14 protein-coding genes are annotated in these 17553 nt (G+C 39.2%); 8 read left to right on the forward strand and 6 right to left on the reverse strand.

The window, feature by feature from the left end; translation table 11 throughout:
• Positions 1–77: 77 nt before the first annotated feature.
• Entirely contained in the window at positions 78–764 is a 687-nt protein-coding gene (locus tag MHB40_RS08485; RefSeq protein WP_205442554.1) for a phosphoribosylaminoimidazolesuccinocarboxamide synthase, read from the reverse strand.
• 215 nt (positions 765–979) lie between these two features.
• Positions 980–2353, reverse strand: coding sequence for an NADP-specific glutamate dehydrogenase (gdhA, locus tag MHB40_RS08490; RefSeq protein ID WP_342534305.1), 1374 nt, complete (start codon positions 2351–2353; stop codon positions 980–982).
• Between the two features lie 175 nt (positions 2354–2528).
• Here gdhA and MHB40_RS08495 point away from each other — a divergent pair, with 175 nt between their 5' ends.
• Positions 2529–3002, forward strand: coding sequence for a YaiI/YqxD family protein (locus tag MHB40_RS08495; protein ID WP_089935008.1), 474 nt, complete (start codon positions 2529–2531; stop codon positions 3000–3002).
• Entirely contained in the window at positions 2992–4320 is a 1329-nt protein-coding gene (locus MHB40_RS08500) for a D-serine ammonia-lyase (protein ID WP_342534306.1), read from the forward strand. Before MHB40_RS08495 ends, MHB40_RS08500 begins: the two co-directional genes overlap by 11 nt.
• 445 nt (positions 4321–4765) lie before the next feature.
• Here MHB40_RS08500 and MHB40_RS08505 read toward each other — a convergent pair whose 3' ends face one another.
• The gene (locus tag MHB40_RS08505; protein WP_342443142.1) at positions 4766–5935 is read right to left on the reverse strand and encodes an alanine--glyoxylate aminotransferase family protein; all 1170 of its coding nucleotides are present in this window, start codon (positions 5933–5935) and stop codon (positions 4766–4768) included.
• A gap of 137 nt (positions 5936–6072) precedes the next feature.
• Here MHB40_RS08505 and MHB40_RS08510 point away from each other — a divergent pair, with 137 nt between their 5' ends.
• Positions 6073–7128, forward strand: coding sequence for a DUF1835 domain-containing protein (locus tag MHB40_RS08510; protein ID WP_342534307.1), 1056 nt, complete (start codon positions 6073–6075; stop codon positions 7126–7128).
• 28 nt (positions 7129–7156) lie between these two features.
• Here the strand turns inward: MHB40_RS08510 and MHB40_RS08515 are convergent, their stop codons facing one another.
• Together MHB40_RS08515 and MHB40_RS08520 are read right to left on the reverse strand one after the other, a co-directional pair.
• Positions 7157–7654 (reverse strand): hypothetical protein, encoded by a 498-nt coding sequence (locus MHB40_RS08515; RefSeq protein ID WP_205442560.1) that lies wholly within the window; start codon positions 7652–7654, stop codon positions 7157–7159.
• Between the two features lie 352 nt (positions 7655–8006).
• The gene (locus MHB40_RS08520) at positions 8007–8633 is read right to left on the reverse strand and encodes a nitroreductase family protein (RefSeq protein WP_342443144.1); all 627 of its coding nucleotides are present in this window, start codon (positions 8631–8633) and stop codon (positions 8007–8009) included.
• Positions 8634–8827: 194 nt separating this feature from the next.
• On the opposite strand from MHB40_RS08520, the gene MHB40_RS08525 reads away from it, so the two are divergent.
• The gene (locus tag MHB40_RS08525; RefSeq protein WP_342534308.1) at positions 8828–10858 is read left to right on the forward strand and encodes a methyl-accepting chemotaxis protein; all 2031 of its coding nucleotides are present in this window, start codon (positions 8828–8830) and stop codon (positions 10856–10858) included.
• A gap of 37 nt (positions 10859–10895) precedes the next feature.
• Here MHB40_RS08525 and MHB40_RS08530 read toward each other — a convergent pair whose 3' ends face one another.
• Positions 10896–12128: a ferric reductase-like transmembrane domain-containing protein gene (locus tag MHB40_RS08530; protein ID WP_342534309.1), complete on the reverse strand. Its 1233-nt coding sequence runs from the start codon at positions 12126–12128 to the stop codon at positions 10896–10898.
• Between the two features lie 159 nt (positions 12129–12287).
• Between MHB40_RS08530 and MHB40_RS08535 the strand changes: the two genes are divergently transcribed.
• From MHB40_RS08535 to MHB40_RS08550, 4 genes are all read left to right on the forward strand, one after another.
• Positions 12288–12776, forward strand: coding sequence for a metal-dependent hydrolase (locus MHB40_RS08535; RefSeq protein ID WP_342534310.1), 489 nt, complete (start codon positions 12288–12290; stop codon positions 12774–12776).
• Positions 12777–13154: 378 nt separating this feature from the next.
• On the forward strand, positions 13155–14522 hold the full coding sequence (locus MHB40_RS08540) for an APC family permease (RefSeq protein WP_342534311.1): 1368 nt from the start codon (positions 13155–13157) through the stop codon (positions 14520–14522).
• A gap of 303 nt (positions 14523–14825) precedes the next feature.
• Complete coding sequence (locus MHB40_RS08545) at positions 14826–16298, forward strand: aldehyde dehydrogenase family protein (protein ID WP_342534757.1); 1473 nt, start codon at positions 14826–14828, stop codon at positions 16296–16298.
• A 67-nt stretch (positions 16299–16365) separates the two neighbouring features.
• Positions 16366–17541, forward strand: coding sequence for an iron-containing alcohol dehydrogenase (locus tag MHB40_RS08550; RefSeq protein WP_342534312.1), 1176 nt, complete (start codon positions 16366–16368; stop codon positions 17539–17541).
• Positions 17542–17553 lie beyond the last annotated feature (12 nt).

Genomic DNA, 17553 nt, shown 5'->3' on the forward strand with positions numbered 1-17553 from the left:
AGTTTCGTGGAAAATAAAAATAAGCTCGCACATAAAAAAAGAGTCGTAATTGTCGACTCTTTTTAAGAATAATTCTATTATTCAGCTAACATAATTTTTTCAAGTTCTAACGGTTCGATATATTGCTCACCTTTGTAAGCACGCATATTACCGCCTGAAATTTCATCGATTAATAAAATTTCATTCGTTTTCGCATCACGGCCGAATTCTAATTTAATGTCATAAAGCGTTAAGCCCTTTTTAGCCAGCTCTGCCGCTACGAATTTGGAAATTTCAATTGTACGTTGTTTTAAAATGGCATATTCTTCATGAGTTAACAGGTTTAACATCGCTAAAGCATCTTCAGAAATTGGAGGATCTAAACGATCATCATCTTTAATTGTTACTTCTACAAAGGAGTCTAAGTCTTGTCCTTCCTTTACATAGGCACCATAGCGGCGTAAGAATGAACCAACTGCCTTGAAGCGGCAAATAACCTCTAAGCCTTTCCCGAAAACTGTTGCCGGTTTTACTGTCATCGTTGCATCTTCAAAGTTAGCATCTACAAAGTGTGTAGGAACACCTTGTTCGTTTAATTTTGCGTAAAAATAAGAAGTTAAGCGTAAACCAGCTAAGCCAGCACCATCGATCGTTAAACCAACAGTATTTGCACCTGGGTCAAACACGCCGTTTTCTCCCGTAACATCGTCTTTAAATTTTAATAAATAATGGCCGTCTTCTAATTTGAACACATTTTTTGTTTTACCTGTATACAATAATTCCACAAAAAAACCTCCAATATTTCATAGTACTCTAAAATTATAACACGAATGTTTTAAATATTTAATAATAAAAATGTTCGTTTTAAGCGTTTATTTATATGTTTTATAACGAAATTATAAATAAAAAATAAGGTGATAACGAATGTTCGTTACCACCTTAATTGAAATTAAGAATATTCCGAATTCAAATCCTGGGAAACAATGAAAATAGAATGTTATTAATAGACACCTTCAGTAAGCATTCCATCTGCTACTTTGATAAAGCCAGCGATGTTTGCACCAACTACTAGGTTTCCTGGGAAGCCATATTTTTCTGCTGCTGCTTTGCTGTCTGTATAAATATTTTTCATAATTTGATGAAGTTTCGCATCTACTTCTTCAAATGACCAAAATACGCGGCTAGAATCTTGTGCCATTTCAAGAGCAGATACAGCAACTCCACCAGCATTCGCGGCTTTTGCTGGACCAAATAATACGCCTGCATCTAGGAATTCATTAATTGCTTCAAGGTCTGATGGCATATTCGCACCTTCACCGATTGCTTTCACCCCATTCGAAATTAATGTACGAGCTGACTCACCGTTAATTTCATTTTGCGTAGCACATGGTAGGGCAATGTCACAAGGAATTGTCCAAATACCTGTACAACCTTCTGTAAAAGTAGCATTTGGTCGGTAATTAACGTAAGTTGAGATACGGTCACCTTTTACTTCTTTAATTTCTTTGATGGCATCTAAATCTAAGCCCTCTGGGTCATAGATATAGCCTGAAGAGTCTGAGCAAGCAACCACTTTTGCACCATACTGTTGCGCTTTTTCAATGGCATACGTCGATACATTCCCAGAACCAGAAACGACCACTGTCTTTCCTTCGAATGAATCGTTTACGTCTTTTAGCATTTCTTTAACAAAGTAAACAGTACCGTAACCAGTTGCTTCCTTACGTGCTAAAGAGCCGCCATAGCCAGGAGTCTTACCAGTTAATACGCCTGATTCATTTGCTTTTGTTAAACGTTTATATTGACCCCATAAATAACCCACTTCACGAGCACCTACACCAATATCACCAGCAGGAACATCGACATCAGGACCAATATGACGGTATAATTCAGTCATGAATGCTTGGCAGAAACGCATAATTTCTGAGTCTGATTTACCTTTTGGATCGAAGTTTGAACCACCTTTACCACCACCGATTGGTTGCCCTGTTAAAGCATTTTTAAAGATTTGCTCAAAGCCTAGGAACTTAATGATGGATTCGTTTACGGAAGGGTGGAAGCGAAGACCGCCTTTGTAAGGGCCCATGACATTGCTGTATTGCACACGATAGCCACGATTCACTTGTACTTGATTGTTATCATCTTGCCAAGCTACACGGAAAGAAATAATGCGATCGGGCTCCACAATACGAGATAAAATATTGGCCTTAATATATTCAGGATGCTGAGCGAATACAGGTACTAATGAGATAAAAATTTCTTCAGCTGCTTGTAAAAATTCCGCTTGATGACAGTTCTGTTGTTTAAGTTGCTCAAATACGCCATCTACGTATTCTTTTGCTAATTGTTCATTGCTAACAGTTGTGATTGTCATAAATAAAACCCCCATTTAGTTGATAGGTGTATCGTATATCTATTTTTCAAACTATTCAATAAAATACTTTAAGAGTTTGTGAAAAATTGAGCAAGAGAGGCTGTGTGAATGTTATATTGAAATAATTTAAGGTTGAGTTATTCATCTAATTAAGAGAAAGGAATGATGCCTTATTGTGAAGGTTCTAATAGACGCTGATGCCTGTCCAGTCGTGGATTTAGCGCTATCTATATCATCTGAGTTTGAGATAGAAACTATCTTGTTTTGCGATACATCCCACCGTGTTGAACGTGATAATGTAATAACAATTATTGTACCCAAAGGTCCAGATTCGGTTGATTTTACGCTAGTGAACGCGCTTTCAAAACACGATATTGTCATTACACAGGATTACGGATTAGCTGCCATGGTTTTAGCACGAGGGGGGTATCCGATTGATCAAAATGGACGAGAAATGTCTGATGAAAATATCGAACGTTTGCTCGATATGCGTCATGTTGGTCAAAAAATTAGAAGGGCAGGAGGACGAACAAAGGGACCTAAAAAAAGAACACAAGAAAACAATATTTCGTTTGAAATGAAATTTCGACAAATTTGTGAACGAGCAATTTTAGCCCATAAAATGGAGGAATCTACAGGTGAAAAATGAACAGAAACACGAACTATTTGAACAATATCCGCAGTTGAAAGATCTAGCAAATAAGGATGCTGTATTGTGGGAAAATACAAATTGGGTAAAAAATCCGGAAACAACGCTCTTTACTATGCCTGAAGTGGAGGATGCAGAAGCAACATTGCAACGTTTTTCTTCTTATTTAAAAGTAGCATTTCCTGAGCTTTTAGAAAGTGATGGTTTGATTGAGTCCACCATCAAAGAGATTCCTGCAATGAAAGGTGCTATTGAACAAGCATATGGTGTGGCGATACCTGGCCAATTGCTTTTAAAATGCGATCATGCTCTACCCATCTCTGGTTCCATCAAGGCACGTGGGGGGATTTACGAGGTATTAAAACACGCAGAAAGGCTAGCTCTGGCAAGTGGAAGGTTCAAAGAAGAGGATGATTATGCGCTTTTAGCAACAGAGGAGTGGCAGTTGTTTTTCCAGCAATATACGATTGCTGTAGGCTCTACAGGAAATCTAGGTTTAAGTATCGGCATTATGGGCAAGAAGCTCGGCTTTAATGTCGTCGTACATATGTCGAGTGATGCCAAGGAGTGGAAAAAAGCCTTATTGCGAGAAAAAGGAGCCACAGTGATTGAATACGAAGCCGATTACAGTGTAGCCGTTGAACAGGGACGACAAGAAGCTGAGCAAGATTCAAAGTGTCATTTTATTGATGATGAAAATTCAAAGGACTTATTTGCTGGCTATGCTGTAGCTGCAAAGCGCTTAAAAGGGCAGCTAGAAAGGACGAATATTAAAGTGGATGAAGCACATCCATTGTTCGTGTATTTACCATGTGGTGTAGGTGGCGGACCAGGTGGTGTTGCCTATGGATTAAAAGAAATTTACGGTGAACATGTGCATATTTTCTTTGCAGAACCTGTCGCCTCTCCTTGTATGATCATTGGGCTGATGACAGGCTTACATGATGCAATCAGTGTAGAGGATATTGGCCTTGATAATAAAACAGAAGCGGATGGGCTAGCGGTCGGTCGCGCCTCCAAATTTGTAGGAAAAGTGATGGAGACGTATATAAGTGGTTGCTATACGGTGACAGATGAAGAATTATTTACATCCCTAGGGTTAGCCATGGAAAGTGAAGAATTATTTTTAGAACCATCTGCACACGCAGGGATGTTTGGAGCCATGCGCTTACTGCAGCAAGGTCAATCCTATCTAGAAAAGCACGCATTAGTAAACCATCTACCGCAAGCCACACATCTCGTATGGGCAACTGGCGGCAGTATGGTCCCTCCAACAATGCGAGCTGCTTATTTAGCGAAGGCCAAGGAATTTAATTAAAGACGGTAGGATGCTTTGTTTGGATGGCGGCGTGACCTGAGTTGTTTTTATTCTGCTTTAGCAGGGGTGGAAAGTGCTCGCGAAGTAGGGTGACCTGCTCAAGTAGGAGTCTCAAGCGCTCACAAAGTGAGATGACCCGCTCAAGTAGGTGACAGAAGCGCTCAAAAAGTGGTGTGACCCGCTCAAGTAGGTGACAGAAGCGCTCAAAAAGTGGTGTGACCCGCTCAAATAGGTGACAGAAGCGCTCAAAAAGTGGGTCAGCCCGCTCAAGTAGGGGACAAAAGCGCTCAAAAAGTGAGTCACTCCGCTCAGACAGGAGTCAAAAGCGCTCAAAAAGTGAGTCCCCCCGCTCAGATAGCGTCTACAAACGCTCACCGCAACTTCAAGATAGCTAAAATCCATTTTAAAAACAGGCAGAGAAAATTCTCCGCCTGTTTTTGCTGTTTTAACGTTGTAGTGCTTTGCGGTGTGCTGCTAAGTATACTTCTTGTGCGGCAAGGATGCCTGCTCCTGGCTCAAAATCATAGGAGAAGTCTTGTAGAGCAGCCTCCAATAGGGAAACGGCTTGTAAAATGTCACTTGGGAAGCAATAGCCCATATGGCCGAATCTGAAAATTTTACCCTGTAGATGACCAAGTCCGCCTGCAAAATCTAAATGATAGTGTTGCTTGAGGTGTGTCAAAAATTCGCCAAGATCTATTCCCTGAGGTGTTTTAATTGCTGTGATAGTTGGAGAAGCGTATTGATCTTCAGTTAATAGCTCAATGTGTAATGCTTTCATTGCATTGCGCACCATGTTTTTCATGAGTTCATGGCGGGCAACTGTCTGAGTAAAGCCACCTTCTTGTTCAATAAGCTTGCATACTTCGTGCAATCCATAAATCAGTGTGATTGCTGGGGTATTAGGCGTCATGCCCTTTTCCGCCCAGCTACGATAGCTTTTTAGATTTAAATAATAAGCAGGTGTTTGATTTTCTTCAATAACTTTCCAAGCTCTTTCGCTAACGCTGACGAGGGAGAGTCCAGGTGGAAGCATCATTGCTTTTTGAGAGCCCGTCACAAGAATATCAATACCCCAAGCATCCATTTCAGCAGGAGCGCCACCAATACAGCTTACGCCATCTACAATAACGAGGGCATCTGTTTCCTCTTGGATGACCTGTGCTAGTTCAGCGACTGGGTTTAAAATGCCTGTAGATGTTTCATTGTACGTAACAAAAACGGCTTTAATATTTTGTAATGGCTGTAAAAAAGCTCGTAGTTCTTCGGCTGTGCAAGCTTGTCCCCATTCCTTTTCCAGCTTATGTACATGGAAGCCATATTGCTCACAGATGGAGACGAAATAGTCACCAAAGGCTCCAACCGTGATGACGACAACCTCTTCACCAGCAGAAACGGTATTAACTGCCGCAGCCTCAAGCGCAGCTGTCCCACCAGATGGTAAAAGTAAGATATCTTGTGTGGTACCAAAAACAGGCTTTACTAATTCAATGGTTTCTCGGTATAATTCTACAAATTCCTGACTACGATGACTAAAAATATCCCGATTCATCGCAAGCTGAACCTTTTTTGGAATCGGCGTTGGCCCTGGATGTCTTAAAATATTTTCATACATATTCATCAATCCCCTTTGTTAGAAATTCAAAATTTTCTAACTATAATAATAGCATATTTATTGTGCTAGCTAACTACTTTTTTAATGATGGAAGAGATTGTCATTGTGGTACAATTTTTAAAAAGGAGGTTGTGGGAATGGAAACATCCATGCATTATCCATTTATCTATTTCTTATACGACACAAACCAAGTGCTGGTATATAAAATTCAAGCGCTAGAGTATATCACAATCACAGATGTGATGAGGAAGGGGGAATGGCAGGGGTATGAGCTTCAGCCATCTGAATCATTTACGGCGTTTCATCATGAGCAAAGCACACCTCAGCAGGGATGGTCTTTTTTTGTGGCGCAGGAACAGCTCCATCATTTGGTAGTGATTATTAATGATTATATACAACAGGTCATGACCACGACTTCAGCACAAATGGTACATATCGTTTGCTCGGAATCTGCAGCAGGCTCTTTACGAGTGGCACTTGCTCCACCGAAATATGTTATCGGGTTTCCTGAGGATTTGTCGATCGGGCCATTATGGAAATTAGATGAAAAAAGGGGACAGGCATTCCGTGATAAGTGGCTAAGGGAAAATATTAATGATGGAATGGACGATTTTGTAAATCTAAACAAATTGATGAACACAATCAGAGAGATACAGGATATTCCAAGCAACCTGCCGATTTACATTTGGTATGGGCATAATGCAGAAGAGCAGTGTGGACTACGATTTTTCCTCTATCTATTATGTGATAAAACAAATGAAGTTGTTCTGATTGATACGCGCAAACAAGATGCTATAAATCGTCATTGGGATATAGAACTGTATGCAAAAAAGAAGCTGTCTGCGAAAGAGCGTCTGATTTTTCAACAGCAGTGGGAAAGTTTAGCACAGACAAAGGATGTTTGCCGTCTATGGCTACATCAGCAAATTCAAGCAGTGCCAGAGCATTATTATGATAAATTGATTGTGTCAACGCTCAGACAACTTCATGAGGAGCAAGGGGATACCGACTTTATTCACACTGGAACATTCATTTCAGCGCTATTAACAAGAATGGATGCTCCTCCAAATATCTTCTTTTTAGAATATAGAATTCGCTATTTAGTATATAGCGGGGTCTTTGAGTTAAAAGGAATTCCTAAATCAATGCACCATTACTCTGTGAAAATACGTCAAAAAACCTCTTTAGCCTGAGGGCGTAAAGAGGTTTTAAAATAGGGAATTAAGCTACGAAAGGTCTGTTCATACGCATTAAGCCGTAGATAGCAAAGAACAATCCACCTGTTATAACCATTAAGATTGTGTATAGTACAGCCTTACCTGTTTCGCCACACCAGCGGTAGAATAGGCGATACGTGAAATAGAGTGTAAAGCCTGCCGCTCCTAAAGAAGCGAGAATACCGATAAATGGGATAAACGAAACGATGATCAAGCCCGCATAAATAAGCGTATTTTTTAAAGCTGTTGCACGTACTGTTTCTCGAGTATCCCCACCAGCTGTCAGCAAGAAGAGACTGTATACATTAATAATGGGAATCCAAGCGATATAAGCTACATCTCCAAAACCATTTGTTTTAGATGTCATAAAATAAATAAGTGCACTAATAATGTAGGCAATTAAACCAATAGCAAGAGCGGCTAGTATAAAGATAAAAAATAAACCACCCATGGCTGCATCTAAATCTGAGTAATAATAAGAATCATTATAGTCATAATTCATCAGAAAAACCTCCCTTCATATGAAAATACCTCCTAATCATACCAATCCTCAAGTGTTTAAGCTACAACGATTTATATGTAATATTTAGTAGAAATCACACAAATGTACTAGAATAAAGTCGGTTGTTTAAGTCTTTAATGATGATTTTTTGCGTAGCTTATGATAAAAATGCAAAAAATATCCTTGGGAACATTATTATGCTAGTTTTCGAGAATCATTTTGCGTTTTATTCATTTCGATAGTTGCTACTTGCAAACCATTACTATCCTATGATGATAGATGCGCAAGACATGCCACAAAAAATAAAAATAGCCATCTTAACTACTTCGTAAGATGACTATTTTCACGTGTATTAAATGAATTTGGCAATATGCTCTAGTTCAATACGGGAAGAATTGTAAGCAGGTGCTGCAGCTTTACCAATCGCAATTAAAATAACTGGGACGATATGATCAGCTAATTCAAAGCGTTGAGCGAAAGCTTCTTTATTAAATCCACCCATTGGCACTGTATCGTAGCCCATGTCTTTTGCTAGCAGCATGATTTGCATGGAAATTAGCCCAGCGTCAAATGTAACGATATTTTTTAATACTTCTTGTGGAAGTTGAGAATATAGATTGACCGAGTTGTTAATCATTAAATCTTTTGTTGCCTCATTAATATAGCCAAGATCGAAGTTCTTTGTAAAGACAGCTTCCGCATTTTCGTACATTTTTGTATCGCCTAGGACAGCAATAATCGCTGAGGAAGTTTCTACTTGTTCTTGATTATTGGCAATAGCACGTAGCTCTTTTTTGACCGCCTCATCTTGAATCACTAAAAAGCGCCAAGGTTGTAGGTTACTAGATGATGGAGCAGATGTTGCTTCTACAAGTAATTCTTCTAATTGTTGTTGCGGAATTTTATAGTTTTCATCGTATTTACGAACGGATTTACGCTCATGCATAATTTTATTTAAAGAACTTTTTGTCACTGTCATTATTTTGTCTCCTTCATGGTATGATGCGATTTTTACTATACGATAAATGAATTCATTTTCCAAGTAAATTGCTCGAATTAAAGAGTCTTGAATATAGGATTTAAAAGTTACAAAAAAAACATATTTTTGTAGGTGTAATCCATTTATACTAGAGAATAAATAGAGCAATAATAATAGATATGGAGTGAAGGTGAATGAAAAAGCTATTAGGAAATTTAAATATTATGGCAAAAATCGGAATGCTTATTCCTGTCATCACTGTTTTTTTAGGTGGTATGTCCTTCCTTAACTATTTGAACGTATCCAACGAACTTGAAAGCTCTATTGAAAATGAAATGTCTATACTAGCGGATGACGTTGCAGGCTCCGTTGAGAGCAAACTGCATGCGCACATTCAGCTTATAAATAGTGCAAAGACAACAATAGAATCGGCTGACAGTATGATGACCAGAGAACAATTTATTCGCTACGTACAACAGCTATTGCCGTTCAATAAGGAAACGTATGGTATGGGATTATGGCTAGAGGAAGATGCGGCAAAGGGTGAAATTTTTGGACCGTATGCCTATAAGGAAGAAGAAAAAATTGTCTCTACGGATGCTTATGAAGATCCTACCTATCATTTTCATGAGCAAGATTGGTATCGTAACAGTATCCAATCTAATAAGGTAGTTCATACAGCACCTTATTTTGATGAAGCTTTAGGAGAAATGTTTATTTCATTTGGTACACAAATTGTGAAAGATTCTACTCCCATTGGCGTCATTACAGGAGACTATGTATTAGATTCAATTCAAACCATCGTTTCTGATGTGAAAATTCGAGAGAGCGGTTATGCATTTTTAATTGATGAAAATGGAAAAATTTTAACGCATCCTGATGTCAAAAAAGTAAATAATGAAACGATTCAGCAGTATTTGAACATACCTGTTGAACAGTTATCTGAGCAACAAAAGCTGATACATACAGGGAGTGAAGGTAAAGATTTTACCTTGCAATTTAAGCAACTACAGGATATGCCATGGAAGTTGATATTACTTGTTCCAACCAATGAGCTTTACGGCGAAATAGAGGCCATGCTCCAGCAGCAAATCGTGATCAGTGTCGTTCTGATTGTACTTATTGCGATTAGTATTTATTTCCTTGCTCGTTATATCCGTGGAGAAGTGAAAACGATGAATACGCATTTAGGCTATCTTGCTACAGGTGATTTAACGCAACAAATGGCCGTTCATACAAAGGATGAATTTGGTGAAATGGCGCAGTATTATAATGACTCTGTGGAAGCATTAGGTTCGATGATGCAGCGCATTGTTGCTGAAACGGAGACAGTTGCTTCTACTGCGGAGGAATTAACAGCAAGTGTGCAAGAGGTCAATAAAACTGTCACAGAAGTAGCTATTTCTATGCAAGAGGTGGCAGAAAATACGAGTTCACAACAACAGGTGAGCGGGGAGTTAGAAGGTGTAACAACACAATTAGGTGGGGATATGAAGACCGCCATGGACGATTTACATGAAGCGGTCCAACAATCGCAAACAACTTCTGAACTGGCTACAGGAGGCTCACAAAAAATACAAGCTTTCGTGGATGATATTGTCCATCTTCATGCACAGGTAGACAGCAGTGCCAATCTAGTGAATGGCTTGAAGGAGCATTCGACTCAAATAGAGCAAATGAGTCAGCTCATTTCGGCTATTACCGACCAAACCAATTTACTATCACTTAATGCTGCCATTGAGGCGGCACGAGCAGGCGAAGCAGGGAAAGGATTTGCTGTTGTAGCAGGCGAGGTCAAAGCACTTGCTGAACAAACTAGCCGTGCCTCGTTAGATATTGCAAAGGTCGTGCAGACGATTCAGGAACAAATGAATGAAGCGGTAGTGATGATGGAGCAAAGTAGAAAAATTGCCCATCAAGGTATTGGTTCTGTCAAGCAAGCAGGCATGACCTTCGATACGATTGCCAGCGCAATTGAAGGACTCCAAAACACGATGCAAAAGACAAGTAAAACGACATCGAATGCCTTTGAAAATCTGCATGAAGTGACCGTAAAAGTACAAGCAATTAGCAAACAAGCACTTGCAACGAATGATCATACATTAAATGTATCGGCCATCACGGAGGAGCAGGCATCTACCATGAATGAAATGTCCATAGCCTCTGAGCAGTTAGCACAACTTGCTCAAAATCTGCAAGAAGAAGCAACTAAGTTCACTATTTAATGCTAAGGTGTACATCTATATGGAGGTGTACACCTTTTTAGGTTTTAAAAGAAAAGGCTTCCCACTGTACATTTTTCTTAGGTGCAGTCGATTTGAAATGCTTGATCATTTTTTTGGGGCCACAAATAAAAATACTTGTTTGTGCAGGGATGGATAACGCATCAACAGAGAGCCTATCCTGCTGCGTTGTATCGATCAACGTGACTGTAAAATGGTCGTTTGCTTGCGCATAATCCTGTAAAAAATCTTTGTAGATGGCATTGTCTTGCCCGTGAAAGGAATAATATAAGTCAATTTTCTTATTAGGCTTCGTGTGTAAATAGGCAAGAAAAGGTGTGATGCCCATACCACCAGCAATCCAAAGCTGCTGCTCATGCCCTTTATCGAAATCAAAATGACCATATGGACCATCTACAGCCACCTCTGTATGATTTTGAATAAGGTTGTAAACCTGTTTTGTATAATCTCCAACAGCTTTCATCTTAATATTGATTTGTTGTCCATGCCCCCCAGAAATAGAGAAGGGATGCGGTGCTTTTTCGATGCCTTCTTGAAAGATTTTCAGAAAGAGAAATTGTCCTGGGCGATAATCAAGCCTTTTCGCCAGCGTCAGCTCAACTTCCATTACATTGGGACTCAACTTTTGAATGGATGAAATATGACCTTTATAGGGAAAGAACATATCCTGATACATTGTCAGCATATAAAGGGCAGACATACATCCAATTGTAGTTGTGAGTGCTGTAAAAATACCTAAAGCTGAGGGCTGTAATAAATCATAGTGGCTAGAAAAATAAGCATGATAAATACCGAATGCATAGGGCACAAGTAATAAGCGATGGAGCCAACGCCAATGCTCATACTTCAGGAATTTTGCAATAAAGGCAAGAACAATTAGGATGATAAAGCCGTATTGGGCAAGCTCGCCAAGTCCTTTAGCGAATTCATTGAGTGACGTTCGATGTGTTAGCTCCTCATCAGGAACCATTTTTTGTAATTGCCCGTGGATAAGAATCAATCCAAGTGAAAGGATAGCTAGTAATTTATGATAAAAATAGACTCGCTCAAGACCATAGAACCAACGCTCCAAAATTTTACTTCTTGTAGCTAATAAGAATACAAGGAATAAACTAGTCATGGCTAAGCCTCCAATGACATGACTTAGTGTGTTCAACGGATGGATGGGAGCCATAGGTTTGGCAAAATACCAAAGCAAAGCACTGCCGCACATAATGAATAAAATAAAAAGTATTCCTTTATAAGCGCTCATATATAACCTCCACCTCTATGTTTATCCATATTTTCTTTAGCTATACAAATATAGAATAAAAAGTTTCGAGCGTACGTTCGGAATGTATGTTCCCTTTCGTGTCGAATTATGTTACATTAAGAAAGAAAATATAAGAGAGAGAAGGAGTGGAAGTAATTTATGCAAGGGAATACCCATATTGTTGGGGGCATTACAGCAAGTCTTGCCTTTGCACAGTTTTCAAATGATAACCCACTTGTCCTAGTAGGTGCAGGGGTTATCGGTGCATTACTTCCAGATATTTGTCATAGAGGCAGTAAAATAGGTCGTACATTTCCCCTCATCGCAAAGCTAGTGAATACGATATTTGGACATCGTTCCTTTACACATAGTTTGTTGTTTTTATTTTTGGTTGGGATGCTACTACATACATTTATACCTTACAAATCCATTACACTAGGTATTTTATTAGGGATGGCAAGCCATGTTTTTCTTGATATGGGGACGAAAAAGGGTGTTAAGCTATTTTTCCCCGTATCCATTGCGGTGCGTCTACCACTTACTACAAAAACAGGTAGTAAAGTTGAAAAAGTAGTGTTTATGTTGTTAACGATGCTTTCAGTCTTTTTTAGCTATGAAATTATAGTTAAGCTTATTGATACCATTTAAGCAAAGAAATTCACTAAGAGTGTGAGATGCTCCCCATTAGGTAGGCAGATGAAAAAATCTGTTTATCTAAGGGGAGCATTTTTTAAATTATTAATTCTTTATATGTAGTGAAAGTGAAGCTTAAAAGAGAGGATTTATGAAGAATTTTTTTAATAATTTTTTACTATCAACAGGGATGCTTATAACGTCGTATATGTAGCTTTATTTACTTACAGCATCCAAAATGAAGCATTTTAAGATATTTCTATGGATGTTTTTTTCTTATAGAAAATCTTAATCTAGCTGTTGACCTTTGTGTAACAAAAACCTTTATAGTCAATATTAACAAAAAAGAATTTTCAGAAAATTATAATTTTATAGGCAGATGGGGGAGCTTTTATGAAACGACAAACATTAATGCGAACACTGACTTTGTCTCAAGTTGTATTTTTAGGTATTGCATGGAATAACCCAATGGTATTCTTTAATACTTATGGAATCGCTACTGTCACTTCCCAAGGTGTCATCATGGGGGCGTATATCATTGCATTCCTTGCGATCCTGTTTACCGCATTTAGCTATGGAAAGATGGCTAAAGCATTTCCAATCGCTGGCTCGGCTTATACATTTACACAAAAATCAATTAATCCACAACTTGGGTTTCTGATCGGTTGGACAATCATGTTGGATTATATGTTGACACCAATGGTCACTTGTTTAATGTCTACTGTTTTTTTAAATGCTGTCTTTCCGGGAGTCCCTCACGCCCTGTGGATTATTCTATTAACTGCAACCATTGTAATACCTAGCATCTTGGGTGTTAAGTTCACCGCGTCTACGGGTAAGATTTTTGTTGTTGCTCAAGTCGTTTTTGTTTGTATCTTCTGGATTTTGACCATCAAAAGTTTATTGGCAGGTGAAGGGGCAGGTACACTTTTCTCTATTCAACCTTTGTTCAATACAGAAATTGATTTACCTGTGATTCTGGCTGGAGCGTCCATTCTTTGTTTTAGTTTCCTTGGCTTTGACTCCCTTACTACGTTGTCTGAAGAAACCATTAATCCGGAAAAAACAATACCAAGAGCGATTATCATCATGTTACTGATAATTGGTGTCATCTATATCGGATCAGCCTATTTGGCACAATTAGTTCACCCTGGCTTTTCATTTGAAAGCACTGATTCTGCAGCTATGGAAGTTGTATATTTAGTCGGCGGTAATTTGTTCAAATCTTTATTTGTAACTGCTGTCATTTTAGGGAATTTCTCGTCCGGTGTGGCTTCGACTACAAGTGCATCCCGTGTACTGTATGCAATGGGGAGAGATTCTGTACTGCCTAAAAAGGTATTTGGGCATATCCATTCACGTTATAAAACACCCTCAACAGGAATTATTGTAATCGGTATCATTTCATTGCTTGGTATTGTTCTGACACTCGATCAAGTCATTAAGTTTATTAATTTCGGAGCGTTAATTGCGTTCGCGTCAGTGAATTTGTCTGTCATTGCTCATTATTTTATTCGTCATCGTAAGCGCTCTACTTTCACCGAATACATGCGGTATCTATTTACGCCTCTACTTGGAGCAGGGTTTACGCTATGGCTATGGTCTCACTTAGAGTTTGATGCATTGATTCTTGGAGGTATCTGGATGGCAATTGGATTGGGGTATCTAATTTATATGACAAAATTTTTCAGACAGGGATTGCCAGAATTCCATTTCGATAAGGAGATTATTCCTGATCAAGTTCTTATGGAAGAAGCGTAATGAAATGTAATGGACTTCAGGGGAAAATTCTCTTGCCATTTGTGAGTAGGTTCGCCAAATGAAAGGGGGTGAGGCGATTCGAAAAGGCTGAATTTCGAAAATAAGTACAGCTTTTTTGGAAAAAAGAAAGATAGAAAACTTGGAAAATGATATGAAGAAACGATTATTTAAGGTATGTAGTACTTTGCCAGTTGCTCGAAATAGAGACATCAAGCAACTCCTCCCGATTATAGGAGAGGTTAAATATAAATTTAATAAAATATGGATAATAAACAGGGGGTTTTTTGAATGCTAAACTTGAAAATGCTAGATTTAAAAATGTTTATTAATGGTAAATGGGCGGATTCTGTGAATAAGGAAAAACGCAATATTATCAATCCAGCGAATAACGAAGTGATTGCAGAGGCTCCGAGAGCAAGTGTTGAAGAAACGAGGGATGCGATTGATGCAGCACGTAATGCATTTGATTCAGGTATTTGGTCAAACTTACCGGCTTCCGAAAGAGCAGCCTATTTATTCAAAATTGCCGACAAACTAGAAGAATATGCATCAGAGCTGAGCGAGCTTGAAATGTTAAATACAGGTAAGCCTCTAAAAGAAGCAGAGTTTGATATTGGGGATGCTGTGAATTGCTTCCGTTATTATGGCGGTCTTGTCACAAAACCCCATGGTCAAACGTATTCAGTTGCTGATCCAGTACAGGCACTTGTTGTACGTGAGCCTGTAGGCGTATGTGGTCTGATTGCGCCTTGGAATTTCCCATTATTGACAGGAGCTTGGAAAATTGCGCCTGCTCTTGCAGCAGGAAATACGATTGTGTTCAAGCCAGCGGAGTTGACGCCAATTACCACATTCAAGCTTTTCGAAATTCTTGAAGAAGTAGGGATTCCAACGGGCGTTGCGAATTTGGTTACTGGAGGAGGTTCGACTGTCGGAAATGAATTGGCTGAAAGTGAAAAAGTCGATATGGTTTCCTTTACTGGCAGTACAACGGTAGGTAGATCCATCATGAAAGCAGCTTCAGGAAATATTAAGAAAGTGGCACTCGAATTAGGTGGTAAATCGCCGAATATCGTCTTCGCTGACGCAGATTTTGAAACAGCAGTCGATTATGCGCTTTATGGAATATTTGTAAACGCAGGACAAGTATGTAATTCAGGCTCTCGATTGCTTCTTGAAGAAAGCATCCATGACAAGTTCGTTGAAAGCCTAATTAGTAAAGCGAAAAAGATTCGTGTCGGTCGAGGTGATGATCCATCGACTCAAATGGGTGCTCTTGTCGGTGAAGATCATATGAATTCAGTACTAAATTATATTCAAATCGGCATCGATGAAGGAGCGAAATTAGTTTGTGGCGGTAAACGTATTACAAGTGGTGGGCTTGAGCATGGCTGTTTTGTTGAACCGACAATCTTTGTAGATACAACGCCTGATATGAGAATTGTCCAAGAAGAAATATTCGGCCCTGTGCTAGTTGTCCAAAAGTTCAAAGATGAAGCCGAGGCTATCGAGCTCGCAAATGATACGCCGTACGGTCTTGCAGCTGGGGTGTTCTCTCAAGATGGGGCTAAGGCTTTACGCGTTATAAAAAAAATTAGAGCAGGTATTACTTCCATTAATGTATACAATCTTGCTTACAACGAAGCACCATGGGGAGGATATAAACAGAGCGGACTCGGTCGTGGATTAGGAACTTTCGGTTTGGATGAATTTTCGGAAGTGAGGCAAATAAATATCAATTTAGAAGTCAGTCCGACAAATTGGTTTGAAGGTTGACCAAACAACGAGCATCTCGTAAAAGTAATTCGTTTGTCATATGAAAAATTGGAAGGAGAAATGATGGATGGTATGGGATTTTCATTTTAATTTACCGACTTCTATTGAATTTGGTAACGGGACAGTTAACAATGTAGGGAAAAGAGCGAAAGAGCTGGATAGTAAAAAAGCGCTAATCATTACTGATAAAGGGCTTGCACAAACCGGGATTTTAAAAAAGGTAACAGATTCATTGGAACAGGAAGGGATTCATTTTCTTGTCTATGATGAAATTACACCGAATCCGAAAGACGTGGATTGCGTAAAAGCCTATGAGCAATTCAAGGACGAAAATATCGATTTGTTGTTGGGTCTTGGTGGTGGAAGTTCGATGGATACTGCCAAAGCAATTGGGGTACTTCTCACACATGAAGGGGCGCTAAAAGATCGCTACGGTTTCAATCTATTGGAGCGCGATATTACACCTCTAATTTGTATCCCTACAACTTCGGGTACTGGTAGTGAGGTGACCACAGGATCTGTTATCACAGATACGGTCACGAAGCAGAAAGAAGCTATACTCGATATAAAATTAGCCCCAAAACTGGCGATTGTAGACCCTGAATTGACACTTTCTTTGCCTAAATCCATTACCGCTGCTACTGGAATGGATGCATTGACACATGCAATCGAAGCTTATACGAGCAATATTGCTGAACCTATTTCTGATGCACTCAGTCTATATGCAATTGAAATAATTGCAAGGTATCTCCCACTTGCTGTAGAAAACGGCAACAATTTAGAAGCAAGACAAAACATGCTTGTTGGAAGCTTGATTGCAGGTATGGCGTTTACACACGCCGATCTAGGTGCGGTGCATGCAATGGCAGAGCCACTTGGAGGGCTGTATGACACACCACATGGAGTGGCTAACTCAATTTTCCTACCTCATGTATTTGAGTATAATATTCCGTCCAATCTGGAAAAACATGCGACTGTTGCGTTGAAACTTGGAGCAACCACGGAAGGGAAGACCTTGGAGGAAATTGCTCAAGAAGGTGTCGTATTGTTGCATGAACTCGCAAGTAAAATTGGCATTCCTCCATTCCGAGACTTAGATAATGTTAACACTGATGATTTCGAATTTCTTGCTGAAGGTGCATTCAATCATCTATGTACACTAACAAATTCTCGTAAATTATCAAAGGATGACTACTTGAAATTGTTCCATAGAACTTATGAAATGAATCAGTTATGTCAATAACCTCACGATAAG

The sequence above is a fragment of the Lysinibacillus sp. FSL K6-0057 genome, from assembly GCF_038630885.1.
GTDB classification, from domain to species: domain Bacteria; phylum Bacillota; class Bacilli; order Bacillales_A; family Planococcaceae; genus Lysinibacillus; species Lysinibacillus fusiformis_F.